Origin of the sequence: Aeribacillus pallidus (assembly GCF_050478865.1) — a bacterium.
In the GTDB taxonomy this organism is placed as follows: domain Bacteria; phylum Bacillota; class Bacilli; order Bacillales; family JACDOC01; genus JACDOC01.
In genome coordinates this window covers 12,691-37,969 of record NZ_JBCNBW010000064.1, presented here as the reverse complement: position 1 = coordinate 37,969, position 25,279 = coordinate 12,691, and the positions used below count along the sequence as shown (strand labels likewise).

Annotated in this window: 22 protein-coding genes and 2 CRISPR repeat arrays (1 of these 24 cut by a window edge); of the genes, 5 read left to right on the top strand and 17 right to left on the bottom strand. The window is 37.0% G+C overall.

Annotated elements, in window-relative coordinates:
- A CRISPR array of direct repeats spans positions 1–969; the repeat unit is 30 nt; unit sequence GTTTCAATTCCTCATAGTTAAGATAAAAAC; it reaches 516 nt to the left of the window's first position.
- A 201-nt stretch (positions 970–1,170) separates the two neighbouring features.
- The 10 genes from cas6 to ABES52_RS13865 all read right to left on the bottom strand — a co-directional run bounded on the left by cas6 (position 1,171) and on the right by ABES52_RS13865 (position 14,025).
- Positions 1,171–1,920: a CRISPR-associated endoribonuclease Cas6 gene (gene cas6, locus ABES52_RS13910; RefSeq protein ID WP_429651784.1), complete on the bottom strand. Its 750-nt coding sequence runs from the start codon at positions 1,918–1,920 to the stop codon at positions 1,171–1,173.
- Between the two features lie 15 nt (positions 1,921–1,935).
- Positions 1,936–2,199: a CRISPR-associated endonuclease Cas2 gene (gene cas2, locus ABES52_RS13905; protein ID WP_429651783.1), complete on the bottom strand. Its 264-nt coding sequence runs from the start codon at positions 2,197–2,199 to the stop codon at positions 1,936–1,938.
- Positions 2,200–2,208: 9 nt separating this feature from the next.
- Entirely contained in the window at positions 2,209–3,210 is a 1,002-nt protein-coding gene (cas1b, locus tag ABES52_RS13900) for a type I-B CRISPR-associated endonuclease Cas1b (RefSeq protein ID WP_429651782.1), read from the bottom strand.
- A gap of 2 nt (positions 3,211–3,212) precedes the next feature.
- Positions 3,213–3,722 carry a CRISPR-associated protein Cas4 gene (cas4, locus tag ABES52_RS13895; protein WP_429651781.1) on the bottom strand — a complete coding sequence of 170 codons (510 nt, stop codon included), beginning with the start codon at positions 3,720–3,722 and terminating at the stop codon, positions 3,213–3,215.
- A gap of 10 nt (positions 3,723–3,732) precedes the next feature.
- Positions 3,733–6,072: a CRISPR-associated helicase Cas3' gene (gene cas3 / locus ABES52_RS13890; protein ID WP_429651780.1), complete on the bottom strand. Its 2,340-nt coding sequence runs from the start codon at positions 6,070–6,072 to the stop codon at positions 3,733–3,735.
- 54 nt (positions 6,073–6,126) lie between these two features.
- Complete coding sequence (gene cas5b, locus ABES52_RS13885) at positions 6,127–6,846, bottom strand: type I-B CRISPR-associated protein Cas5b (RefSeq protein ID WP_429651779.1); 720 nt, start codon at positions 6,844–6,846, stop codon at positions 6,127–6,129.
- 11 nt (positions 6,847–6,857) lie between these two features.
- Positions 6,858–7,820, bottom strand: coding sequence for a type I-B CRISPR-associated protein Cas7/Csh2 (gene cas7b / locus ABES52_RS13880; RefSeq protein WP_429651778.1), 963 nt, complete (start codon positions 7,818–7,820; stop codon positions 6,858–6,860).
- On the bottom strand, positions 7,810–9,504 hold the full coding sequence (locus ABES52_RS13875; protein ID WP_429651777.1) for a TIGR02556 family CRISPR-associated protein: 1,695 nt from the start codon (positions 9,502–9,504) through the stop codon (positions 7,810–7,812). The genes cas7b and ABES52_RS13875 overlap by 11 nt, the downstream gene beginning before the upstream one ends.
- A gap of 672 nt (positions 9,505–10,176) precedes the next feature.
- Positions 10,177–11,547: direct repeats of the CRISPR family, unit length 30 nt; unit sequence GTTTCAATTCCTCATAGTTAAGATAAAAAC.
- Positions 11,548–11,773: 226 nt separating this feature from the next.
- A complete protein-coding gene (locus ABES52_RS13870; RefSeq protein WP_429651776.1) occupies positions 11,774–12,211 on the bottom strand; it encodes a GNAT family N-acetyltransferase in 438 nt (145 codons plus the stop codon).
- 68 nt (positions 12,212–12,279) lie between these two features.
- Positions 12,280–14,025 (bottom strand): phospho-sugar mutase, encoded by a 1,746-nt coding sequence (locus ABES52_RS13865; RefSeq protein WP_429651775.1) that lies wholly within the window; start codon positions 14,023–14,025, stop codon positions 12,280–12,282.
- A 202-nt stretch (positions 14,026–14,227) separates the two neighbouring features.
- On the opposite strand from ABES52_RS13865, the gene ABES52_RS13860 reads away from it, so the two are divergent.
- Positions 14,228–14,842 carry a TetR/AcrR family transcriptional regulator gene (locus tag ABES52_RS13860; RefSeq protein ID WP_429651774.1) on the top strand — a complete coding sequence of 205 codons (615 nt, stop codon included), beginning with the start codon at positions 14,228–14,230 and terminating at the stop codon, positions 14,840–14,842.
- A gap of 25 nt (positions 14,843–14,867) precedes the next feature.
- Here the strand turns inward: ABES52_RS13860 and ABES52_RS13855 are convergent, their stop codons facing one another.
- Positions 14,868–16,544 (bottom strand): glycoside hydrolase family 13 protein, encoded by a 1,677-nt coding sequence (locus ABES52_RS13855; protein WP_429651773.1) that lies wholly within the window; start codon positions 16,542–16,544, stop codon positions 14,868–14,870.
- A gap of 157 nt (positions 16,545–16,701) precedes the next feature.
- Here ABES52_RS13855 and ABES52_RS13850 point away from each other — a divergent pair, with 157 nt between their 5' ends.
- The 3 genes from ABES52_RS13850 to ABES52_RS13840 all read left to right on the top strand — a co-directional run bounded on the left by ABES52_RS13850 (position 16,702) and on the right by ABES52_RS13840 (position 19,041).
- The gene (locus tag ABES52_RS13850; RefSeq protein ID WP_429651772.1) at positions 16,702–17,139 is read left to right on the top strand and encodes a disulfide oxidoreductase; all 438 of its coding nucleotides are present in this window, start codon (positions 16,702–16,704) and stop codon (positions 17,137–17,139) included.
- A complete protein-coding gene (locus tag ABES52_RS13845) occupies positions 17,136–17,606 on the top strand; it encodes a thioredoxin family protein (RefSeq protein WP_429651771.1) in 471 nt (156 codons plus the stop codon). Before ABES52_RS13850 ends, ABES52_RS13845 begins: the two co-directional genes overlap by 4 nt.
- Positions 17,607–17,748: 142 nt before the next feature.
- Positions 17,749–19,041: a helix-turn-helix domain-containing protein gene (locus tag ABES52_RS13840; RefSeq protein ID WP_429651770.1), complete on the top strand. Its 1,293-nt coding sequence runs from the start codon at positions 17,749–17,751 to the stop codon at positions 19,039–19,041.
- 189 nt (positions 19,042–19,230) lie between these two features.
- Here ABES52_RS13840 and ABES52_RS13835 read toward each other — a convergent pair whose 3' ends face one another.
- The 3 genes from ABES52_RS13835 to ABES52_RS13825 all read right to left on the bottom strand — a co-directional run bounded on the left by ABES52_RS13835 (position 19,231) and on the right by ABES52_RS13825 (position 21,850).
- Positions 19,231–19,368: a hypothetical protein gene (locus ABES52_RS13835; RefSeq protein ID WP_429651769.1), complete on the bottom strand. Its 138-nt coding sequence runs from the start codon at positions 19,366–19,368 to the stop codon at positions 19,231–19,233.
- 28 nt (positions 19,369–19,396) lie between these two features.
- Positions 19,397–21,304 (bottom strand): S8 family serine peptidase, encoded by a 1,908-nt coding sequence (locus ABES52_RS13830; protein WP_429651768.1) that lies wholly within the window; start codon positions 21,302–21,304, stop codon positions 19,397–19,399.
- Positions 21,305–21,451: 147 nt separating this feature from the next.
- Complete coding sequence (locus ABES52_RS13825; RefSeq protein WP_429651767.1) at positions 21,452–21,850, bottom strand: DUF5365 family protein; 399 nt, start codon at positions 21,848–21,850, stop codon at positions 21,452–21,454.
- 112 nt (positions 21,851–21,962) lie between these two features.
- Between ABES52_RS13825 and ABES52_RS13820 the strand changes: the two genes are divergently transcribed.
- Positions 21,963–22,859 (top strand): RluA family pseudouridine synthase, encoded by an 897-nt coding sequence (locus tag ABES52_RS13820; protein ID WP_429651766.1) that lies wholly within the window; start codon positions 21,963–21,965, stop codon positions 22,857–22,859.
- A gap of 282 nt (positions 22,860–23,141) precedes the next feature.
- Here the strand turns inward: ABES52_RS13820 and wrbA are convergent, their stop codons facing one another.
- Genes wrbA through ABES52_RS13805 form a run of 3 tightly spaced genes read right to left on the bottom strand, consistent with a single transcriptional unit; the run spans position 23,142 to position 24,933 of the window.
- Positions 23,142–23,756 carry an NAD(P)H:quinone oxidoreductase gene (wrbA, locus tag ABES52_RS13815; protein WP_429651765.1) on the bottom strand — a complete coding sequence of 205 codons (615 nt, stop codon included), beginning with the start codon at positions 23,754–23,756 and terminating at the stop codon, positions 23,142–23,144.
- A 42-nt stretch (positions 23,757–23,798) separates the two neighbouring features.
- On the bottom strand, positions 23,799–24,512 hold the full coding sequence (locus ABES52_RS13810; protein WP_429651764.1) for a pirin family protein: 714 nt from the start codon (positions 24,510–24,512) through the stop codon (positions 23,799–23,801).
- 19 nt (positions 24,513–24,531) lie between these two features.
- Positions 24,532–24,933, bottom strand: coding sequence for a DoxX family protein (locus ABES52_RS13805; RefSeq protein ID WP_429651763.1), 402 nt, complete (start codon positions 24,931–24,933; stop codon positions 24,532–24,534).
- Positions 24,934–25,279: the final 346 nt, after the last annotated feature.

Here is a 25,279-nt window from a genome sequence, read left to right as displayed (position 1 = left end):
AACTGGTAGCGAATAGTTTCAATTCCTCATAGTTAAGATAAAAACTTCATCCATTTCTCCATCCCCTAGTACGTTTTTTTGTCGTTTCAATTCCTCATAGTTAAGATAAAAACGAGAGTGAATTAGAGTTTATATGTCAACCTTGTTAGTTTCAATTCCTCATAGTTAAGATAAAAACGACGTATTTTAATCGAGAAAAGGTTATCTATCTAAAGTTTCAATTCCTCATAGTTAAGATAAAAACAAACCTCCTTTACCTTGTTTCACGTTCAAGGTATAGTTTCAATTCCTCATAGTTAAGATAAAAACGTAATAAGTTCACCAGCTTGAACCTTGTATTCTCCGTTTCAATTCCTCATAGTTAAGATAAAAACGGAATTTACACATATAAAACCCTCAATGCAAAGAATTGTTTCAATTCCTCATAGTTAAGATAAAAACCAACGGTACGGGGTGCCCGTACACTTCATACCAATGTTTCAATTCCTCATAGTTAAGATAAAAACAGCGAGGCGGTAGTGAGAGTGGACAATCGTTGGGAGGTTTCAATTCCTCATAGTTAAGATAAAAACTCGATTTTAAACGTCTTACGTCACTATGACGATCTGTTTCAATTCCTCATAGTTAAGATAAAAACAATTTTTTATAGTGAAGAAGACTTACATGACTACTTAGGTTTCAATTCCTCATAGTTAAGATAAAAACTGGGATGCTTTTGAATGAGTGGCGACGACTAGCGAAGTTTCAATTCCTCATAGTTAAGATAAAAACTTATACAATCGGATGTTACAGCTATCGCCTCCAACGTTTCAATTCCTCATAGTTAAGATAAAAACAGAATGTTGAAAGAGGATGTACTTGAACTACCAGAGTTTCAATTCCTCATAGTTAAGATAAAAACGAGGACATCGCGTATTACGTCGATGCCCACGCGGAAGAGTTTCAATTCCTCATAGTTAAGATAAAAACCCCAAAAAGTCGTTGATTATTCAAGGTTTTGATAATAATGGAAATTTTGTTATTTTCATTTTAGCTTAAACAGTAAATTTTATCAATTCTCCGTTTTCTCAGTATTTTTCTTCATTTTTTCATTGTTACTCTAAAAAATAAAATGTCGTCGATCCCCCAGGATTTTTACACGATTGGGGGTCGACGACAAACTCTCTATTACTACAGTTCTCGAATGACACGGAACATCCCAAACCCTTGAGAGTTTCGTCCACCTATTCCGGTTTGCAAAAGAAAAGTTAGATTCTTTGGGGTAGACCGTAAACGATATCTCCCCTGCCAAGCAGTGATATAGTAGTTTTTAAAAATTGTTACAACTTTATGTTTCTTAGTCACATGTAAAGGTTCGATGAACAATCTTTCTTGTGGTGGTTCTCCGTAATAAGCTTCATACTTATTACGAAAATTAGCTTCAATTAAATGTGGAAACACTTCATCATATGGAGAAAAAAACTGTGTTTTCTGTGTGCCATCCACCGTTTCATATGTGCTATAGACAGTTAACGGTGAAAGCATCTCAATTTCAATTTCAGAGCTTTTTACTTCGTATTCCTCCATTTTTACGCTTTGTATCTCTACCAATTGATCGCCTAAGTAAACTGCCTTCTGCAGTAAAAAATATTCCCCTAACTGCTGCGTCAGTTCAGGCAAAACGGTAGAAACGTACCAAGAAATTTCATCATAGAATAAAATCGTTTTCGTATTGAATTGAATTTTATGCTGACCGAAAAGACGGCTAAATGTAAATAATTTATACGTTCTTTTTCCTTTTTGAAAACCAATTTCATGCAAAAATGAAGCGAAACTCTTATCCTTTAACGAGCGATAAAGTAATCCCTGTAATAAATATTGATAATGTAAGGGTAGTATCACAAAATCATTTTTTGGCTTTATGGTTACCGTTAGTCGCATAGCTTGTCCTTCTTTCTACAAAATAAATTCGTCGTCTCCCTTTTTTAATCCAAACTCCTCACGTAACCAATATTTTTGCGTTCGAAATGTATAAAAGATAACCGAATCCTCATCCGGATTCATTATATTTTGCAATTCAATCTTGAGTTTTTTATAATTCGCTTGTGAAATTTCTCCCTCAAAAACAGAATTTTGTACCCAATGAAGATACTTTCTAGCAATTTTCAATGCTTTAGCTACACGTTTCTCATTAAAATCATACACAAGTATGACAAACATAAACATCCCCTACCATTTTGCTGCATATGGTTCATATAGCTTTTCACCAAGTAAATGCTTTTGTAATTTATACAATTCCAAGCGAATTAAGCGTCGGTATGACACAGATTTGCCTAGATGACGATGTTGTACAGTTGTTTGCATTTTTTTATCCAGTTCACTGATAAAAATTTTTCTTCCTTCCTCTGATAACAAAATTCCATCGGTCATTTTTTCAAAATGCTTTTTTATCAGCATTTTTTTATTTACAAGCGAAAAAATTAATCGATCAACGATAATGGGCTTAAATATTTCAGCGATGTCAAGATTTAAAGAGAAGCGTCGAAAATTTGTACTATGTAAAAAACCAATACGGGGGTCAAGATACGTTTTATAAATCTCGCTTAAACACATTGTATATACAATGGAGTTACCGAAACTAAGTAGTGCATTTAATCGATTGTGCGGCGGACGTTTTGTTCTTTTTTCAAAAACAAAATCGGGATGACGAATAATCGTATCAAATGTACGGTAGTACTTTTCCCGTATATGTCCTTCCGATGCCATTAATTGTTCAATGGTTTGAGCTGTTGGCAACTTTAGGAGCTCTTTTTGAAAATCTTCTAGCGTGTCATCAAACACCTCTTTCTCTTCCAAGCGAGAGCGATAATATTTCAAGACGCGGCTCATCTGTTGAATAGATCCTTCAATAAATCGCCTCGCCAAATCCATCCGCTTCTCTTCATCAAGATAGTGTTCCGCTTGTTTTAAAATAACGTGCCCAGCATTTAAGTGCTCGCGAGGATAAAAAGATCCAACATAATATCCATGATGATTAAAATAATGGACAATAATCTCTTTCTGCGCTGCAAACTCCAAAAATTTTTTCGAAACATCCACTTCACCGAAAATATAGATATCGTTTGTATTTTCAACTGGAATGTAGCGTTTTCGTTCTTCTGTTTCAAAATATAAACTATGATCTTTTCGACGAAGCTCACCACTTTGAAAGATATATAGTGTTTTCTTCATATTCATTCCTCCGCCCAACAATATTCACGGTATGCACATTTCCCGCAAAAATGAATTTTCTCTGGTACAGGCGGTACCGGCATGCGCGCAATACGGCGAATATCTTCCATTGTCTGTTTTAGTTCCTGCTTCGCTTCTTCTGTCCATTCTACCGTTTCTTTTTTTCTTTCTTCCGGAAACAGTAACTCTCCTTTTGCTTCAATCCCCATTTGACGAAGTGTGTCTAAATAGTAGAGTAATTGCATTTTGGCGCTTTTCATATATCGTGATGATTTTTTTACTTCTCCAATCACTAATTGACCATCTTCTTGTCGGACACGGTCTACAACAATATTGCCAATTGACATCTCCTTTTTATTTCGTTGATAATATGTTTCTGAAATAAAACGACCAATATCTAAAGCCTCGTCTTCTTTATCTGGTGCGATTTGGTGCTTCATCAGCCATACTTCTCTCTTACAAATGTAGTAATACCAAATATCAGTTCCAGTTATCGGCATTTGGTAATCCATTTGTTTACACCTACCATATGAGACCTTCACTTTTTGTTTTATATCCAAGAGTTTCATCATAAAAATCACTTAATGAATCAATATTGACGTAGCCAATACCATGGACTATTGGAGGTTTATGATCTACTTTTCTTGGAATAGAAATAATATATTGATAAAAAGAAGCTTTAATAGACGCAAATGCTTTTTGCCGTTCTAAAGGGTTCTTTATTTGAATAATGTCTTCAAAACATCTAAATAATTCAGCTGCTTCCTCATTTAATTCAATGAAAACATCGACTTTGTCTTCTCCTGATTCAATGAGACAAAACTGTGAAACAGGTATGCGCTCACTGGTTGCTTCTCCATCAAAGTAAAGGGTTTTTATTCCTCTTAATAGTTGTTTAGACTCCCGATTGCTCATTTTACTTGTTAAGTGTTGAAAATATTGTTCTATTAAATGGAAAAACTCTTTTTCTTCAACCATCTCATAATTTTTTAACATGGACTGCGTTAAATCGATGCGGACTAAATCATAAATATAGCTTGCATATCTCCGCCTTCCATCAGTTAATGAAATAACGTGCACTTCCCCTCTTCTTTGTCCGTGCCGATTACATCTTCCTGCCGCCTGGTGAATGGAATCAAAAGGGGCAAGATCGCGATAAACTACGTCGAAATCAATATCAACACCTGCTTCTACTAGCTGCGTACTGACAACGAACCGATACGTTCCTTTTTTAATTTCATCAATACGACGTAATCTCTCCTTTGGCGGAATATGGGTAGATAAAAAAGTCATTTCTTCTTCATGAACAATTTCTGATAATTGCTCATACAGCTTTTTTGCACAATCAATGGTATTGACAATAAATAAATAACTCTTCTCCGTATCTAGTTCTAATCTGTCTACAAACGACTCAATCGTTAAATTTTCTTCTACATGCGGAAACAGTTCTACTCTTGATAGTGCTTGAAAATAATCATTTGGATTTACAAGCTGTATCATTTTATTCTGATCAAAAATAGCAGGTGTTGTGGCAGAACTAAATAAAAAGTAACAATTCAACTCTTTCGCGAGTACCTCAAACATTTCTTTTACGACTAACCAATATCGATGTGGAATCGCTTGAATTTCATCGATAATGATGATTGAATTGGCTAAGCGATGAAATTTTCGCAACGCCTTATTTTTATTGGTGAAGATTGTATGAAAAAGCTGTACGAATGTTGTTAATACGATTTCTGAATTCCATCCTTCTATAAGCAGCTTCGCAACATCATATTCAACGTTATACTGTTCTTCCTCTCGTTCTACTGAGTAGCTCATCTCCGCTAAATGATGATGCGCTAAAAAGAGGCGATGATCAACAGAAAGCCCGTTAGCTCGAAAGACATTCGTTAATACTATGCTTGTTTGGTCAATAATGCTTAAAAACGGCAAGCTATATATAATACGGGAACAAACCCCTTTTTTCTTTTCAATCTCTTTTCTTAAATTTAATGCAAATTGAAACGAAGCAAGAGTTTTTCCCATTCCTGTTGGCAACTGCAAAGAATAAAAGTGGTTACTTAAATCAATTTCATGGTTTACTACTTCTCTAAATGCTTGCTCTCGCAGTTCGTTCATCGAATTGCTTTCCCATTGTTGTTTTTCTTTATAGACTTGAATCATCTGTGTCGGGAGATGGAGTCGATCCGAAAACGACCATGTTTCCTTTTGCATAATCCCTGCTTCCGATTTATCGGCATCTAAAAGAAGAGAAAACATAAATAACAATTGGACATAAGGCGCAAGTGACTCATTTCTATCATTCCACTGCATAATGCCACGGCGAATCTTACGGCCTTGTGTAAACATATCGTGAATCCACTGCTGAAACTGTGATTTTGTAAATGGTTTTTCTGATAATGTAGGAATTAATGGTTGATAAACTTGATTTAATTGTTCAAAGTCAATTGCTTCAATTTGTTTAAGCAGCTGTTGTTCCATTTCATCACTAAACTGCTTAAACTCTTCTAACCAATCATCTAAATTACCATGGTGGCGTTTAACAATTAAAAACGCAAACCATCTCCAAATCGGTCCAATCTCCTCACCTTGAGCCATAAATTGAGCTAGTAAAAAAGCGGAAAGCAACGCATGACTTCTTAATTTCTGCGGTGCTTCAAATTGACGAATATAATCTTGAAAATAACGATGAGCTTTTCCAATATCATGAAATAATGCAATGTATTCATTCAATGTTTGAAACCATTTTTGATCGGTAAGAGGTAATTTTTTTTCTTTAAGAAATAAAGATGATAATAAACGTACTCCGTCAATATGCTGTTGAAGTGGATAGTCAGGGTGTGAATATAATTCATTCATAAAATTCCCTCCATGTGTAAACAAAGCACGTATGAGTGAACATACGTGCTTTTTCTAGTTGAGAAAGACAATATTTTTACCTTGCTCATTTGTCCAGTATGAAGAAACAGAAGCTATAAGCGGTTGACCGTTTGCTTCGAATAATACTTCATCATAACTCGATACAATCCGTTCACTGTTCATTTCGATAGGTAGCCGTTCTTTTAAATATTCTTTTCCGGCTTCAATCTTCAATGTTTGCAGCAAACGCTCAGGGATTGCTGTTACAATCTCAACAGCTTCCTTATCTGTTCTATTCTTAAATGTTTCTAGAGATACAAACTCGATATTGGCTATGCACTCACTTAACCCCATGGATACAGTGTAAACGTTCTTATGTTCTTTTACATAGTAAACCAGTTGCTGAAACAGTTCCTCATTACGCAAATGAACATAGCACCGAAATCGTGGAAAACGTAAAAACTCTGTACGAATTTGTGTACGGGCTCCTTCTCTTCTTTGTTTTGGTATCCATACATTCCCTTTTGTGTTAATATGATTCAACCCGAGACGTATTTTTTTAACAGAGTTTATCAGTTGTATTGCTACTTTGGTTGTTTCATGATTAATATATTGTAAATACTTGTTCTCCTCTTTTTCTAATCCAATAATAGCGCCTATGATTCCATAAAAAGAGGTTGGTGGAATAATCGAATAGGTTAGGGGTGAAGAAGTCGAATAAATTTTGCGAAAATGACCAAAATCTGCACTGATATCAAAAGTTAGTACATTCATATGCTTCACCCTTAAAATTCTTTTCTCTCTACAGTAAGCCCTTTGCTTGTCAAACTTTCAAATAGATTTTCACTGCATACTAAACGTTCATCTTGCACTAATTCTACCCGCTCAATTCTATCTTTATACTTTTCTAGCAATTGGACAAGCGCGGTTACATCTAATACATAATCATTAACGTCACGAATCTCTTCATCTAGTTTTTCAGAATGTAAAGATACATACTTATCTAACTCGCCAATTTGGAAATGATTTTCTTTATATACAACTCTCATTAACAATCGAGGGATTTGTCCAGCTTTTGAGCGAGAAATGAGGCTTTTTGTTCCATTCCACATTGCTTCTAACATAAATTGAATATCTTCTTCGGTTAAACGTGTATACTTGGCAGCTGATTCATTGATAATACCGTAAAACGAGATAAGAGAATATGGCAATACATATTCTTCACGGAATGTTTTTTGTGACATCTTGCTTCCTGAAGCAAACGCACCTGTACCTTTTATATATTCAAGTTTCACTGCATGCAATGATTGACCCATCTTAAATTGAACAGGACCTGTATGAGTGATGGAGCTTTTTTCTTTATTGCTTTTTTCAATAGGCAATGTTACACCAAAAAGGCGAACATCGATGCAATCGTTCAAGACTTGCTCATTGATGATCGATTTCATCTCGACTAACGATACTTTTGATTTATCTACTTTTTCACCATTTTGAATTAAGAAGTCTTCTGCACGCAATTTCGCATCTTGAATATGCTCATTTTCATCAGCAATTTCACGAACAAAAATTTCCTGGCCACAGTATTCGTGTAAATAATCGCGAATCGTTCGTTTTAAGCGAACATCAGTCACAATGTTTTTTCCTGTTTCTTCATCAATGCGCGGTTTATTTTCATCAACAGGGTCGCCGTTAGGATTGGCCCATTGGATATCATACAAAAATAATAATTCAGAACGATTATTTAGCATCGATCGTCGCCTCCTCTTTAGCAAATAAAATGTCTTTTACCTTTGAAACAAGGTTCATACCGCAAACAAAATAAAAGTTCAACTCATCAACAGATATTCTCCATTTTTTTTGTGCCGTCATAAACAAAGTCGAAATCTCTTCGGCCAATTGCTGATGGCTTCGCTGATACGCATCATACTCTTGTAACTTATTAATCACTTTCGGAAGTAACCCTTTAATTGTTCGTTCGTCCATTTTCAGGCTCATTAACTGCTTTAAAAACGGCTTACTATTCCGCTTGGTTTGCTGCACCTCTAATAACATTTGTGTCAACGCACCAAGCAAAAAGATGGCTTTTTTCTCATTCGTATCCATTTGCTGTCCAAATACTTCAAACAAGGAGTCGAATCGGCTTCCCATTGCATTTCCTCCTTTCCTTTCTAGTACTCCCGACTGTTCTAAAAAAAGAACAACTGCAATTGCCTGTCGCACCTTATAAAAAAATGATGGATTAGATTCAGCTTCGTAAAAATCTTTACGAATTTCTTCCATCATAAATTTAAGTAAAAACGGAAAATGCAACGAACGCTCTTTAAACACGCTGTCAACAATATGTAAAAAATATTTGTCAACAGAACCGTTAAAAAAGGTTCGTATAAATCCAAAATGGAAAGGGTGATTTCCTTCTGAATATAATAATTGCTCAACATAAATTTTCGCTTTAAATAGCTCTTTTAGCCTTGACGGTAATACATCTTCAATCAATAGCAAGATCCGTTCTGCACTTTGAATTTTCTGTAAAAATATTAAATGAACCGCCAATGTATTATTAACATCTGCTAGAGTTTCTAAAATATCTTCCTCAGTTGTCATAAATGATTGTGCTTTCTTATGTTGTAAACGAATTTCCTTATTCTGCCGATAAAGAAACTCAAAAATTAACTGATAATCTTCATCATCTACATTTGGTGGAAGAATAAATTTTGGAACTAACAAATACGATAATCCATAGAAATTGAAACGTAGACGTTCCTCTATTATTCTCCTACCTTCTTCAATAAATGTTTTACAGGTAAGACACACCGGATAATTACGCCATGCTTGCTGTTCATCAAAGCCACCTGCAACAAATCCTGGTTTATCAAGTGTATAAAAGCGAAATACCGACATTTTTCCAATCACTGTATCTTTTCTTTGACCACATATAGAACATATTTGATTAGATGCAGATAATTCTAAATCTTTTTCATTTACAAGAAACAAAAACGCATCAACAAATGCGGGAATATCATATAAGAATTGCCCATTAATCTTTAAGGATAAAATGGCTCGGTCGTTTAATTGTGTAAATTTGTCTTCAAGCTCAGCTAAAATGCTATCTTGCTTATCCGTAAGAAGTTTATAAATAGCAGAAAAATATGTTTTTGTACTATTGCTACTTCGTTGAGCCTTTTTAAACCAACCAAGTACCTTTTGGTTAAATGTGTTGGATAATGTGGTAATCCGTGCTGTAGGTGAATAGTTCGTTCCTCGGGATGAACCATTTCTAAAAAGGTATTGTCTAAAATCCTCACTGGTTTCTTCAATCTCCGTTCCTTCCCAAGAAAATTCACCATTTTTCTCAGTAAATAAGATATTTAGAGAATAAGGATATCCTGGGTCTTCAATTAATTGATCGACTGTTGACTTTTGCTCACATTCCAATGACAACTTTCCTATCTGCGCAACCGCTTCTATCAAATTCTCACCCCAATCTACTAAATTCATATTTTTTTAAATATCGATTTACCTTTTTTAATCACCGCCTGAACATCCTTTAAAGGAAAATGAAAATTTTTATAAGTCAATAAAATTTTAGCAGTATTTACAAATATTTCAATATTTTTGTATAAATTATTTTATTATTAAAAAATGTTAAAATTTTTTGTGTTTACGTTTTCTACTTTTCGGGATAAATATTTATTTCTGACGTGTTTCCTTCCCATTTATATATTTAATTTGTTTGCCAACGCTCGTGGTTGGAGTTTTCGCTAATTATTCCGTATGAGTGAATCGAAAATCAAGAAATACGGGATCCATCATCGGGTTTGGTACGATACTTGAAGAAGAGGTTACATAAAGCACCTAAAAAAAATCGGAACTTTTAAATAAAAAAATCGGGAGCATAGCTAATTCCATACTCCCAAAAATAAAAAAAAGACATCGTGTCCATCGTCTTTAAAAAATTGTGTTCTACAAGTATTTTACATGTTAATGACTAAAAAAGCAGTATGTTAATGGAGGTGTCTGCGACACACCTCCTGCAAGTACATGTTTCAATCCTCATAGGTAAGATAAGAACGACTCACCTGCTACAAGATTCCTATGCCTTATGAGGTTTCAATTCCTCATAGTTAAGATAAAAACAATTTGCTCGTATTCGTACCAGTTGAGCTCAGGCTCGTTTCAATTCCTCATAGTTAAGATAAAAACGTCCTGGGTTTTACCCGATATATTACGTCAATCATGTGTTACAATTCCTAATAGTTAAGATAAAAACTCAGTTCAAGAATTTTTTTCATCCTATTCAACCTCCAAGTTTCAATTCCTAATAGTTAAGATAAAAACTATTGATTGCTTGTCCATATTTGGGGGGAACTGGTATTGAGTTTCAATTCCTAATAGTTAAGATAAAAACGAGTTCGGAAGAATTTCAGCAAAAAACGACGCTGTGGGGGTTTCAATTCCTAATAGTTAAGATAAAAACTAAAAGGTGATAGGAAAAGAGAACGTAGGGCGCAAACGTGTTTCAATTCCTAATAGTTAAAATAAAAACCGTGTATGCTTCAATCGTTATATCAGAGCCATTTTTGTTTCAATTCCTAATAGTTAAGATAAAAACAAATTCCCAAGCAAACACCAAAAGTCCCCCATAGGTAGTTTCAATTCCTAATAGTTAAGATAAAAACACATTTCGTCAGTTGGTGTTGGTATCAACCCTTCTTGTTTCAATTCCTAATAGTTAAGATAAAAACTTGAATTGACGTGTGCCACGTTTATTTGCTTTCCAAGGTTTCAATTCCTAATAGTTAAGATAAAAACCTTGCAAGGCTCGGCGCGTTTGGTGGACGGTTTAATAGTTTCAATTCCTAATAGTTAAGATAAAAACTCCTTTCTTTCGAAGACGATGGATTATTGAATGTTTGTTTCAATTCCTCATAGTTAAGATAAAAACCTTGATAGAAGGAGTGTAGAAAATGAAAGCGGTCGAGTTTCAATTCCTCATAGTTAAGATAAAAACTTTTAGTGGCGTAAAAGACGGAATCAAACAAACGCTGTTTCAATTCCTCATAGTTAAGATAAAAACGTGTGACGTGGGGAAGTGTGGAGCAGAGGACTACTATGTTTCAATTCCTCATAGTTAAGATAAAAACGGTTGACCATATCATACCTATTACGGTTGATTGGTGGTTTCAATTCCTCATAGTTAAGATAAAAACGTGCGGAATGCGCGACAAAATACGCTGACGAAATTGGTTTCAATTCCTCATAGTTAAGATAAAAACGGAAGGTCCTTCGTGTTGACTATAACTTTCAAGTGGGTTTCAATTCCTCATAGTTAAGATAAAAACTAATAAACCCCTCGTTTTTCTGTATGACGAGTGCAACGTTTCAATTCCTCATAGTTAAGATAAAAACACGGGGAAATTGAACGCCTTCAATTTGTCGAAAAAATGAGTTTCAATTCCTCATAGTTAAGATAAAAACCCCAAAAAGTGTTGAAATATTAGGAAATGTTTATTCCATTATACTTGGATTATTTTCCATTTTCAATAAAGCCGAAAGGGTTTTGGGTTAAAGATTTTCTTCGTTTTCCTTCATTTTTCTCAGGATTACTTTCATTTTTAACTAATAATAAAAATGTCGTCGATCCCCTGGGGTTTTGACGCTACTAGTGGTCGACGACATATTCTCTAACAATTTAAAGTGGATTTTATTTCAATTTTTTCTCTAAAATAATCTTTGATTCTCCCTTATTGTCCGTATACGTTCCGATAATGTCAAACCCATGCTTTAGGTTCAGTATGAGCATTTGTTTCCATTTATTTTTTGTTTTCGTTTGGACAATTTTGTATCCACGTTCTTTCAAAATTTGATGTTGCATCGTCATTAGCGTGGAACCAATCCCTTTGTTTCGATATTCTTGATCAACTCCTCCAAGCCAGCTGTAAAATTTATGCTTCTCCAATTCATAGCCCATTTTAAAGCCGACCACTTTTTCTTCATAAATTGCGACGAGTATAAGTAGGTTGTATTTCGTTTTCATTCGCTCTAAGAGACCAGCAGAATCACCAAATATCGTTTCATAAAGGGAAAGAACACCCGTCATCATTTCCATATTTCTATTTGGATCAATCCATTTGTATTCCATTCCGTCCACCTCACTGCCAATACGTATTCATTAAAAACGCCCTCCAATTACTGGAGGACGTACAGTCTTTACTTCACCAACTCATTCACCATTTGATCAATTTTCTCCATCATTTCATCCATATATTGATTTAGCTTGTTGTCGCTTGCTTCAAGTGTTTCGCCGACAACACCAAAGTAGAATTTCACTTTCGGTTCGGTGCCGGACGGACGTAAGCATACCCACGAACCGTCTTCAAGGAAATATTTCAATACGTTCGATTTTGGTAGGTGAAGAGGTTCTTTTTGACCCGTTTGGACATCAATTTTTTCACGGGTTAAATAGTCTTCGTAAGCAACGACGCTTATTCCACCGAGCTGTTTTAACGGCTCGTTTCGGAATTGGGCTAAAATGGACTGAATTGCTTCGGCTCCTTCTTTTCCTTTTAACGTGAGTGATTTTAAGCCTTCGCGGTAGTAGCCGTGTTTTTCATACAAATCAAGAAGCGCATCATATAACGTTTTTCCTTGCTTTTTATAATGAGCACACACTTCTACGGCCATGATGGCTGCTTGAACCGCGTCTTTGTCGCGAGCGAAATCGCCAATTAAGTACCCATAGCTTTCTTCATAACCGAATAAAAACGTATGTTCACCAGACTCTTCATATTGTTTCATTTTTTCTCCGATAAATTTAAAACCGGTTAACACATCTTCGGTCGGAATACCATAGTAAGCTGCTACTTTTCGTCCAAGTTCAGAAGTGACAATCGTTTTAAACACTTTTCCGTTTGCTGGAAGTGTTCCTTTTTCTTTCTTTTGTGAAAGAATGTAGTCCATTAAAAGGGCTCCCGTTTGATTTCCTGTTAACACTACATATTCACCGGCATGATTTTTTACAGCGACCCCAAGACGGTCCGCATCCGGATCAGTTGCAATTAAGACATCGGCACCGACGCGATTTCCTTCTCGAATGGCCAGTTCAAACGCCGCATGTTCTTCTGGGTTTGGCGCTTTTACCGTCGAAAAGTTTGGATCTGGAAGCTCTTGTTCTTTAACAACGACTACATGTTTATATCCAAGGGCTTCAAGAGCACGACGGACTGGCTTGTTTGCTGTTCCGTGAAGCGGGGTGAACACCACCCGAATATCGGAGGTCACCGCCAGGTTCGGTTGTTCTGAAATCGATACGAGCTTTTCAATAAACGCAGTGTCTACGTCTTCCCCGATGATTTGAATGAGCCCCTTTTCTTTTAACGTTGCTTCATCATCTACCTTAATCAGTAATTCGTTTTCGACCTCTGCTACCTTTTCAATAACCTTATCTGCTTCTTCTGGCGGTAGCTGAGCCCCGTCTTCTCCATACACTTTAAATCCGTTATACTCCGGCGGATTATGGCTTGCAGTAATCACGATACCAGAAAACGCTTGCAAATGACGAAGGGCAAACGATAATTCAGGTGTCGGACGTAGTTCATCGAACACATATGTTTGAATCCCGCGAGTCGCTAGGGTCTTCGCCGCTTCCATTGCAAATTCCGGCGATTGATGGCGTGAATCATAAGCGATCACAACTCCACGCTTTTTTGCTTCTTCCCCAAACGTTTCTATGTATTTGGCCAGGCCGAGCGAGGCTTTTCGAATGGTATACACGTTCATTCGGTTCGTCCCTACACCGATTTCTCCACGCATGCCCCCTGTACCGAATTCCAGTTCCTTATAAAACGCATCTTCAAGTAACTTTTCATCCTTTTTTAATTCATCTAGCTGCTGACGTAAGTTGCTGTCCAACTGAGGAAAAGAATCCCACCGTTCAAATGCTGTTTTCCATGACATTGATTTCACCTCACAAGAAGTCTCTCCCTTATTTATTTCCCCATGAAACAGTTATTTCCTTTTAAAACGTTTCGAGTAAATCCGACATATTTTGAAACCTTCGTCATTGTATCACAACTATGAGAGGAAATGTGTTGAGAGATGTCGTCTCTCGTTGAATCTCGGAATAAAATTCTTTATGATGGTTCTAAGAGGTGAAATTATGAACGGATTTGAGCGGAGAAAACAATTAAAAATGCAGCAAATACGTGAGGCGGCCTTAGATTTGTTTTCCCATTTCGGTGTCCAAAAGGTAAGCATTCAAGATATCGCCCAACGAGCAAACGTCTCCCCAGTGACGATTTATAACTATTTTGGCAGTAAAGAAGACTTACTCCTCGATGTGTTATCCAATTATTTTGAAACGAGATTACAACAATTTCTTAAGATAAAAAATAGCGATCTGTCTTTTCAAGAAAAAATCGGGAAAATGGTCGAAGCAAAAGTTGAAGAAACGAAAAAGCTAAGTCCCTCTTTTATTCAATCGATTTTCATGACAACCGGGCCAGTTCGGGAACTCATCCAAACCTTTGCTGCTGAAAAATCCATTCCTCATTTAATGGAACTATTAGAAGAAGGAAAAAAAGAAGGATATATCTCCAATGATCTTTCTCCAGAACTTCTTCTCTTTTATATTCAGCTATTATTCGACGGCATTTCAAAACAATCACACTTATTCTCCAGCGAAGACCAACGAGACAAACATACGAAACAGTTGATTCATCTATTTTTCTACGGTTTGATGGGCCAAAAAAAGGAAGACGAGCCTCCTAATTAAAATGGGGATTCGTCTTCCTTTTCCTTTATTCAGCCCAATGGTAGACGCGAACTTCCCATGGTCGGAGCATAATAGCCCCAGTTCGTTCTTCGCTCACTGGATAGTTCGAAATCCAAAGAGTTTTTTCTGCTGGAACGTCATCTGGGTAGGTGTAGCCTAGTTGATCATTCGACACGTTCCCAATCACTAGGAGATGTTCGTTTTCGTAACGACGGCGATAAACGAATAGCTGTTCATCGTTTTCTTCTAACAATTCAAACGATCCGTACACGACAATTGGATGTTGTTTTCGCAATTGAATGAGCTTGCGGTAATAATGCAGAACAGAATTCGAGTCTTCCGTTGCTTCTTTCACGTTAATGGTTCGATAGTTCGGGTTCACTCCAATCCATGGCGTACCTGTTGTAAATCCTCCATGTTCCGTCTCATCCCATTGCATCGGCGTGCGGGCATTATCACGACCTTTTACGTGAATGGCATGCAAAATGTCTTCTTCTGTCCACCCTTCCTCTAATTTTTCTTTATGCATATTTAGCGATTCAATATCTTTATAGTCTTGGATGGATGGGAAGCGAACGTTGGTCATACCGATTTCTTCCCCTTGGTAAATGTACGGAGTTCCTTGCATCATATGAAGCAATGTTCCCCATAATTTAGCTGATTCTTTGCGGTATTCTTCATCATTGCCAAAACGAGAGACAACGCGCGGCTGATCATGGTTGCACCAATATAGGCTATTCCATCCTTTTCCGTGGAGAGAGACTTGCCAATTCGCTAAAATGCGTTTTAGCTTTACTAAATCCAGTGGAACAAGATCCCATTTTCCATTAGGTCCCGCATCCACATCCATATGTTCAAATTGGAACACCATATTCAATTCATTGCGGTCTTCCCCTGTAAAAAGGATGGCTTCTTCCGGTGTCACCCCAGGCGTTTCTCCAACCGTCATCACATCATAACGGGAAAGAACACGGTCGTGCATTTCTTGTAAAAATTCGTGAATACGCGGTCCGTTGATAAAATACTGGGCCCCGGAGACATATTTTTTTCCTTCTGGATTCGGGGCATCTGGTAAGGACGGTACTTTTGAAATAAAGTTGATTACATCCATCCGGAAGCCGTCGACCCCTTTATCCAACCAAAAGGTCATCATCTTGTATACTTCTTCGCGAACCTTTTCGTTCTCCCAGTTTAAATCCGGTTGTTTTTTCGAAAACAGGTGTAAATAATACTCGCCAGTCTGTTCATCGTATTCCCATGCAGACCCGCTAAAAATAGACTCCCAGTTGTTCGGTTCTTTTCCGTTTTTCCCTGGACGCCAGATGTAATAATCGCGATACGGGCTATCTTTCGAAGATCGAGACTCGACAAACCATTGATGTTCGTCAGACGTATGATTCACGACTAAATCCATGACAAGCTTCATGCTACGCTTGTGAATTTCATCAATCATTTCGTCCCAATCTTCCATCGTACCGAATTCGTTCATAATCGCATAATAATCGCGAATGTCATACCCATTATCATCATTAGGGGAATCATACACAGGCGATAACCAAATGACGTCAATTCCTAACCATTTTAAATAATCGAGCTTGGAAATAATTCCTTGTAAGTCCCCAATTCCGTCTCCATTTCCATCCATAAAGCTTCTTGGATAAATTTGATAAACGACCGTTTCCTTCCACCATTGTTTGTTCATTCAACCATTTCTCCCCTCGCTATATTTTTTGTGCAACCGTTTGCATTTTTCGTTAAAAAAATATTCATTCTTTTTATCTTGAATGACCTTTTAATTTTACTTCTTACTTTTACCATACTATAATTTTGACGTAGAAAAAAGAAAGGATTTGAAAAAAATGCAAACCAATCGAAAAGAAACCAGCCTGTTTATCGCCTGGTGCGCTTCGGTAATCGCGATGCTGGGGAGCCTCTATTTTTCAGAAATTATGCAATACGAACCGTGTGAGCTATGTTGGTATCAACGAATGTTGATGTACCCTCTTACCGTAATTTTAGGAATCGCCGTCGTAAAAAAAGATTATGCCATTTCGTTCTATAGCATGGTTCTATCAGCTATCGGGATGAGCATCTCCCTCTACCATTATTCGATTCAAAAAGTATCGTTTCTAACGGAAATGGCACCTGCTTGCGGCAGAATTCCTTGTACGGGTGCATACATCAACTGGTTTGGCTTTATCACGATTCCGTTTTTAGCATTAACTGGATTTATCATTATTTTTATTTCTAGTTTCATTGTCTATCGTACGTTAAAAAAAGAGGAGGAAAACCGTTGAAAAAAGTTGTTATTTTCTTAGTTATTATTTTTGCACTATTTGGAGCGATTGCTTTTATAACGAAAATGCAACAACAACAATTAACAGAAGGCAATCCGTATGGAAAAGACGATCTCGATCCAGCCACGATGGAACAACTAGACGACCCGAACTATCAAAACATTATTTTACCTGAAGAATTAGAAGCCAAATTAAATAACGGCGAAGACATCACCGTTTATTTTTACAGCCCGATTTGTCCGCATTGTAAAGAAACCACGCCTATTTTAATGCCGCTTATGGACGAATTAGGCGTCGACCTCGTTCAATACAACTTACTCGAATTTGAACAAGGTTGGAACAAATACAACATTGAATACACCCCAACTATCGTCCATTATGAAAACGGCCAAGAAGTCGCTCGCACAGTAGGCTCCAACACCGAAGAATATTTCGAGAATTGGTTTAAAGAACATGTGTTAAATTAAAAAATTCCCCTAAACAACATAGGACTAAACTCCTAAGTCGTTTAGGGGATTTTTATAAAGTTCATTTATTATACAATAGTATCTTATAATATTACTGAAAATTATTAAATTTCTATCTCTTTTCATAGGAGGTATTCTTAATTTGCTAAAACTACTTAATATTAAACACAATATTTCCAAAGGAGGCTACTTACGATACAAACGAAAAAAATTAGGTTGGACACAAGAAAAAGTATGTGAAGGCATTTGCTCGGTTACGTATTTAAGTAAAATCGAAACCGGAAAAGTGGTTCCAAATGAAGAAATTTTCCTTCTTCTTTGTGAACGATTGAATATCTGTCCTAGCGATATTGATCAGTTCCCAACAGATGAATTAGAAGAGCTATTTGATCAAATCTATGAAGCTATTGAATGTCGACAAATTGAAAAAGCAAAAAAACTAGTAGATGAAATCAAACCTTTTGAATCTTTTATCGAGTTGGAACCAGAGCTGTACTTATCCTATATCCTTTTAATGTATTATTTTTATTTAACGATTGGAAATTTTCATAAAGCTAACTATTACATGACGAATCTCATGGATAATAAGGAACACCTTTCTACAGAACAAAAGCTTATGTTTCAATACTTTCGGGGTGTCCATTTATGTATCGATCAACAGTACGAAAAAGGTCTTTCATTTTTATTAGCCGTAGAAAAAACATTAGTGAAACAAGGGATTAAATACGGCAATTTATATTTTCACTTAGCAATGGCGTATAGTTTTCTTCAAAATAGTATTATGGCGGTATACTATGCCCAAACTGCCTTAAAGCTATATGATGAAACAACGAATTATTTACGAAGCCTTGACTGTAAAATGATTCTAGGAATCAACTATGCACGAACGAAAAACTTTCATGCTGCAGAAAAAGAATATCGACAAATTTTAGACTTGGCAACTACTTTACAAATGGACGATATTCTTGCCCGCGTTTATCACAATCTAGGATATATGTATTTTGAAAAAAAGTGGTATCAAGAAGCTGAAAAGATGTTTAAAGAAAGCATTCAATACCGTGAAGAACATCATAAGCAACGGATATGGACAACCTTATATTTAATTGACCTTTATATTGAACAACAACGTTTTGAAGATGCAAATACTTATTTACAACAATTAAGACATCATCATGCTATTCAAGAAATGGAAATTGAAATTGAATACCGTTTGAAACGAATGAATTACCTTCAACAACCCGATAAAGGAACATTTGAAGAAGCATATATCGATTTTGTAACTACTAACTATTTGCCATACATCGAAAAAATAAATGAGCATAAAAAAAGAACATTTCTACTAACTGAATTAGGGAATTATTTTTACAAAAAGAGAAAATATAAACTTGCTGCGGATTATTTTCGATTAGTGAATGAATATCAAATATCCTATTAGCACTTTTAACTTTATTTTACATGATTATTAATTTTTTTGAAGATTTAATTTTATGAATAATTGAATCTGTCCGCTTCCTTCAAAATTTTGTCCACAGTAGCAGGTCTTAAAAGTGTCTAGAAAACAAAACAAAATTATCCGTAAACTACAAAAAAGGTGAGAGCTATAATAGCACTCACCTTTTCTAATTTAATTATTGTTGTCTACTTGTACACTGCTTACCCCGAACCACGGTGGATGGTCTTCCGCTGCTGCTACTCCTGCAAAGAGAGTTGATAGTAAGCCGATAATGATAGCGGAAATGAAAATTTTTTTACCTTTTTTCATCAAAATTTAACCTCCTAAGTAATTAAAATTAATTCACAACCGCCAATGAGAATTTTTGCGTACCGCTTGGAACGTTGTATGCTTGAACTTCAATGGTGTACGTTCCTGATTGTGGATTGTTAATAAAGACGTTTTCGACGTTGTTGACGCCGTCCCAATTGTTGTCGTATGGATACGAGAAGTCGTTTCCGACATAGACTTGACCACTAGGAGAAGTAACAACTATGTCAAGGTCGTTTACTAATGAGTAGTAAGCGGATGTACTTCCAGGATAATCCGTCCATACAAGTGAAATGCGTAACGGTTTGGAGCTAGTTGCGTTGAATGTATATGTTGCTTTTTGCCCTGTTGATAGAGCAGTAGATTCATTGACATAAGCCACATTTAACGAGGTTTCCATGTTCACTCGTCCCCAGCCTTGGCTGTTGTTCGATAAACCGAGGTTAGTGGCACCAGCGATTAACGCTGCTTTTAATAAGGACGGCTTCGGAGTAATGCCGTAGTTCTTAATAAAGTTTTCACGAAGTAAGGCCACATTTCCTGCTGTTAATGGCGTGGCCATCGATGTTCCGCCCATGTACGCGTATTTACTATTATAATTTGCCCAGAAAGATGAATCTGGTGCAAGCGACGATCGGGAAGATAAAATATATGTTCCCGGAGCAACGACGTCTGGTTTTACACGACCATCTTTTGTTGGTCCACGAGAAGAGAAGCTCGCAATTTGGTCTGGATTATCCGAATACGAACCAAACGAAGGTCGATAATTTTCTGATGCACCTACAGTAATCGCATTTTTCGCTGTACCAGGTGCACTAATCGTTCCTGAACCAGGACCTTCATTACCTGCGGCAAATAAAATCGTCATATCGTTGTTATACACATATTGGTCCACCGTTCGCGAATCGGTCGTATAAGCCCCGTTTACTGGTGCTCCCCAAGAGTTTGTATGAATACGTGCTCCTGCATTATACGCTTGGGAGAATAAGTCGGATAAATTGGATGGTAAACCACCTAATCCACCATTAGCATCCATGATAGATTGGAAGACAAGGCTTGCGCTAGGTGCCATACCTTTAAAGCTCGCATTACCTAACACGGAACCAGCCACATGGGTACCATGTCCGTTCGGGTCACTCGCATTATTTGGACGACCCCATGCATAAATCGCCGTAATTTTCCCTCGGAACGATTCATGCATCGATGAATCATTTACACCTGTATCAAGACCTGTATCGGCAACTGCTACTGTTTGACCAGCACCATATAACCCGTACGTATTATTGGCGATCGTCGTTTTCGTTATGACAGCCGCTTGATCGTTCATCAGTTGAAATTCCGATTCTGGGGAAATATACGTGACATCAGTTTGGAAGGCGTATGAAATGAGCTCATTTAACCCTTTCGCTTCGACTTTTGTTGCCTTTTGATTCGATTTTTTCACAACTGCTTTCACGAGATTAGAAGCACCTTCTTCAAATAGTCGAGGGTCTAGTTTGTATAGTGGCAAATATGGGGTAACAGATTCAACAAGAGTGAGTCCTTCAACTTTTGAAAGGTCGCTATCTTTAATTGTGGCCACAAACGCATAGTCAGGAATGTACTCAATGAGTTGTACGCCTGCAGCTTCTAACATCTCTCTTTCGTCTTGAGTAATTACATCTTTTAATTGAATGACGTATAGTTCATTATTCGCTGGTACTTCTTTTAATGATTTTAATAGACCTTTAGGAATTTTACTTTGGTAGGATTCAATGAGAAAGTGAGCTTTCCCTGTTTTGATAGGTTTTGCTACATCATTGACTGAAACGGTGTTGACTCCTTTATAAACTAATTCACCGTTCGCTGCCGGGGCCGTATTGGGCGTCGAAAACACTAACGTAGAAAGCAAGCCGAGAGTGGTAACGCCCGAAATCAAAACCTTTTTCTTCTTCAAATTCATTCCCCCTTCAATCAAATAGATTACGTAATTATCGTACCACTCTCTTAAATTTCTGTGTATTGATAAAATTCTGATATTTTATGAGGGTAAACGGGACCAAAATAGGCCTTTTTTAGGAAACTTTCATTTAAAATAAGATATTTACACAAGTAATTCATTCGTTACAGGAGTATACGTACTAATGACATATTTTTTGGGACGTTCGAACTGATCGAGGGTAAATGGAAAATGTAAATGATATTGTTGTAAAATTTGTACGTTCCGCTCAAATATTTTTTTGTACCGTTCTCCTAATGCCTGCTTTTCATTTGCTTCGATTAAGGCGATAATTAATTGAAGACTGGAAAGAATTTCGAAGGCATCTTTTAATGTTCCCGTATAATCATGATGTCTTGATGGCGTATGTAACACTTTCATTTTTCGGAAATATTCAACCTCGTCTTCTGAAAAATATCGTGGAAATATGTCGGTGTACATATAGTCAATGAGTTGGTCGATTTCTTCTTCTTGTAATGAAGTTGATGCATACCTTACTTTCATCACTACCACCTACTTGTAAAGTTTGTAATCTTTTTAAAAATTACACTTTAAGAATAACATACTAAATTGTAGTTTTTATCTGGTAATTTTTAACCAGAAAAGGAGCGTAACCATGAATCGAAAAGGTCAAATATTAGAAGTGGATGTCAAACAACAGTGGACATCCTATACAATTGAACAATTGATAAAAAACGTCTGGAACGTACCGAAAAAACTGGCTCATGAACTACGGATGACGAAAGGGGTATTCGTGAATGGAAAAATAGTCCCATGGCATACGGTGTTAACAGAAGGGGACACGTTGTCTTTGAATATTTTGCATGACATAGAATCTCCTTTTTCCCCTTCGTTTGAACCAGTAGAGGTACTGTATGAAGATGAAGTATTAGTTGTTGTGAATAAACCAGCTGGTTTAGATACGCACCCGAATCATCCGACCGATGAAGACACCCTCCTTCAACGAGTGTGTGGTTATTGTTTGATGAATGGAGAGATACGTGCTGTTCAACATGTTCACCGGTTAGATCGAGATACGTCTGGGGCCGTACTTTTTGCCAAAGTTCCGTTTGTAAAAGGAATGTTAGATCGACAGTTAGAAACAAGGAATATTAAACGAACGTATATGGCACTCGTGCATGGTGTCGTTCAAAGAAAACAAGATACGATTTCAGCACCGATTGGCCGTGATAGGCACCATCCAACACGCCGTCGTGTATCTCGTACAGGACAATACGCTGTTACCCATTACCGGGTGCTAGAGACATATCCGAAAGAACGCGTTTCGTTAGTAGAGTGTACATTGGATACAGGACGGACGCATCAAATTCGGGTCCATATGAGTTCCATTGGACATCCGCTCGTCGGCGATACGCTGTATGGTGGAAAACCGGTCGTTCACCGTCAAGCCCTTCATGCGAAACGACTTACGTTTGTGCATCCGCTAACACAAGAAAAGATTACGTGCGAGGCCCCTATACCGGACAGCGTGTTTGAGCCATACATAGAATAAGCGACCGATTGATTGAATCACGGATTTTTTGTGCTGTTTAGCTGAATTTATTTCAGTTCGGACCATTTTATTACCGGTTGGACGTACTTAATTTCTAGTTCAAAAGTTTAAAATTTCCACTTATAAAAAAAAAAAAATCACCGTTCATCCGATTATTTAACGGTGATTTTTTATTTGCCAGTTTTATTTCGAAATATTCTTTTTTCCACCTTAAATCATGACAGTTTTGGCATAAATATAAGGCTGACTCACCTAAAAAAGGTAGTAGTCAGCCTTACCTCATTATTTTTGAATTCCGTTTTTCACCCATTGGGCGACTTCAACGGTACGTTTTGCTTGATGTTTCACTGCTGCTTCCACATCTTCGATCATATTGCCTTCTTGATCCACAGTTACAGAAGTGCCATACGGATTTCCACCAGCAGCAAACGCAGAACCATCCGTATAACCAGGTGCGGCAATAATCGCTCCCCAGTGCATCATCGTCGTGTATAGAGCTAAAATTGTTTGTTCTTGACCACCGTGCGCGTTCGCCGCTGAAGCCATAGCGCTCACTACTTTATTGGCCAGTTTTCCTTGCGCCCATAAGCCACCTGTTGTATCAAGGAATTGTTTTAACTGGGAAGGCACATTTCCGAAACGAGTAGGAACACTGAAAATAATTGCATCGGCCCACTCTAAATCTTCTAATGTAGCTGTTGGTACATCTTTTGTTGCTTCATAATGAGCTTTCCATGCCGGATTAGAAGCGATTGCGGATTCAGGAGCTAGTTCTTCTACTTTTAACACTTTTACTTCTGCTCCAACTTCTTTTGCCCCTTCTTCAGCCCATTTTGCTAATTGATAGTTCGTACCTGTAGAGCTGTAATAAATGATGGCTAAATTTACATTTGTCATTGAAATCTCTCCTTTAGTTTTTTATTATTTTCCATCCAACCATTAATGGTTAGAAGGTAAATCAATGAGCATGAAACGACTGTCTTCATTCGCTTTTATGTGTAATTTCGTCACATCCGTAATGCGTGCGGAATCTCTACGACCTAACGTAAACTCATCGTTTAACGTCACGTTTCCTTCAATGACGAAAAAGAAAATATAACGGTCAGGTTGCTGCGTAAAAGTCAATTCATTTTCTTTTTCAAGATCGGATAAATAAATCGTTAAATCTTGATGAATATAAGCAACTCCTTCTCCGGCTAATTTTTTGGATACTACCGGGAGAAGTTGATTTTTTAACTTGTTCACATCAAATTCCGTTTTTTCATAGGAAGGCGGCAAGCCCGGTGTATCTGGGACAAACCACATTTGTAAAAAATTCACTTCTTCCGTATCGGATGGATTCACTTCCGAATGAACGACCCCAGTACCAGCGGTCATCCGTTGAATTCCACCAAACGTTGTAATGGCCGATTGACCGGTGCTATCCTCGTGTTTTAATTGGCCTTTTAACACGATAGAGACAATCTCCATTTCTTCATGCGGATGAGCCCCAAATCCTCGAAGTGGCTTCACGACATCGTCATTAAGTACTCGCATCGGACCAAACATCATATTGTTCGGATCAAAATAATGAGCAAATGAAAAACTAAAATAGCTTTTTAACCAACCATGATCAGCAAAAAACCGTTCCTTTGCCGGATAAACTTGGATCATTTAGGCTTTCCCCCTATCGTTAAAACAAGAACGCGTCTAATGAATAATCTCCTGCACCAATGAACGCAACGGCAATCGCTACAACTAGTAACACTAGGTTGTATTCATAGCCGTTTTGTGTAATCCAAAGACCGTTCGCTCCATGAACTTTTGCAATCGCTACGACCATCGTTAAGGCGATCAATAGAGCCCCTATCGGCGTAAACAGACCGAGTGCAAATAATAATCCTCCAACAAACTCCATTAAACCAGCCAGTAGCGCCATCGTCTTTCCTGGTTTAATGCCAATTGAATCAAAATATTGTCCAGTACCTTCTAGACCATAACCGCCGAATGCACCAAAAAGCTTTTGGGCACCATGGCCAATAAACAACACCCCGATTACGACACGAATGATTAATAACCCAATACTTGTTAACATATAATCTCCTCCTTATAATTCCCTTCACATGTTGAAAAGAACTATTTATCTCGAATTTTATTATTTTGAATTCAAGATATTAATGACAAAAAAAGAAATTTATCTCGAATTCAAGATTTATGATACTATGATATTTTTTCTTTGTCAATAAAAAAATTCGTTTAGTCCGATAACCTTATTTAGCCTTTATAATTCTAAAAATCCGAATACCAATAAAGAAATAGATAATAAGATTCCAAAAAATACTCCTCTTTTTGGAGGAGCTGATCATTATTCATACTTTTAAATATAGTCTCTACAACGATACTGTTGATATTTATATATTCGCTGCAAGCGGACGCTTTCC

Excerpts from the sequence above, each read along its gene's own strand:
- cas6 (WP_429651784.1), bottom strand. The coding sequence starts at position 1,920 with ATGCGACTAACGGTAACCATAAAGCCAAAAAATGATTTTGTGATACTA.
- cas2 (WP_429651783.1), bottom strand. The coding sequence starts at position 2,199 with ATGTTTGTCATACTTGTGTATGATTTTAATGAGAAACGTGTAGCTAAA.
- cas1b (WP_429651782.1), bottom strand. The coding sequence starts at position 3,210 with ATGAAGAAAACACTATATATCTTTCAAAGTGGTGAGCTTCGTCGAAAA.
- cas4 (WP_429651781.1), bottom strand. The coding sequence starts at position 3,722 with ATGGATTACCAAATGCCGATAACTGGAACTGATATTTGGTATTACTAC.
- cas3 (WP_429651780.1), bottom strand. The coding sequence starts at position 6,072 with ATGAATGAATTATATTCACACCCTGACTATCCACTTCAACAGCATATT.
- cas5b (WP_429651779.1), bottom strand. The coding sequence starts at position 6,846 with ATGAATGTACTAACTTTTGATATCAGTGCAGATTTTGGTCATTTTCGC.
- cas7b (WP_429651778.1), bottom strand. The coding sequence starts at position 7,820 with ATGCTAAATAATCGTTCTGAATTATTATTTTTGTATGATATCCAATGG.
- ABES52_RS13870 (WP_429651776.1), bottom strand. The coding sequence starts at position 12,211 with ATGGAATACAAATGGATTGATCCAAATAGAAATATGGAAATGATGACG.
- ABES52_RS13865 (WP_429651775.1), bottom strand. The coding sequence starts at position 14,025 with ATGTCATGGAAAACAGCATTTGAACGGTGGGATTCTTTTCCTCAGTTG.
- ABES52_RS13860 (WP_429651774.1), top strand. The coding sequence starts at position 14,228 with ATGAACGGATTTGAGCGGAGAAAACAATTAAAAATGCAGCAAATACGT.
- ABES52_RS13855 (WP_429651773.1), bottom strand. The coding sequence starts at position 16,544 with ATGAACAAACAATGGTGGAAGGAAACGGTCGTTTATCAAATTTATCCA.
- ABES52_RS13850 (WP_429651772.1), top strand. The coding sequence starts at position 16,702 with ATGCAAACCAATCGAAAAGAAACCAGCCTGTTTATCGCCTGGTGCGCT.
- ABES52_RS13835 (WP_429651769.1), bottom strand. The coding sequence starts at position 19,368 with ATGAAAAAAGGTAAAAAAATTTTCATTTCCGCTATCATTATCGGCTTA.
- ABES52_RS13825 (WP_429651767.1), bottom strand. The coding sequence starts at position 21,850 with ATGAAAGTAAGGTATGCATCAACTTCATTACAAGAAGAAGAAATCGAC.
- ABES52_RS13820 (WP_429651766.1), top strand. The coding sequence starts at position 21,963 with ATGAATCGAAAAGGTCAAATATTAGAAGTGGATGTCAAACAACAGTGG.
- wrbA (WP_429651765.1), bottom strand. The coding sequence starts at position 23,756 with ATGACAAATGTAAATTTAGCCATCATTTATTACAGCTCTACAGGTACG.
- ABES52_RS13810 (WP_429651764.1), bottom strand. The coding sequence starts at position 24,512 with ATGATCCAAGTTTATCCGGCAAAGGAACGGTTTTTTGCTGATCATGGT.
- ABES52_RS13805 (WP_429651763.1), bottom strand. The coding sequence starts at position 24,933 with ATGTTAACAAGTATTGGGTTATTAATCATTCGTGTCGTAATCGGGGTG.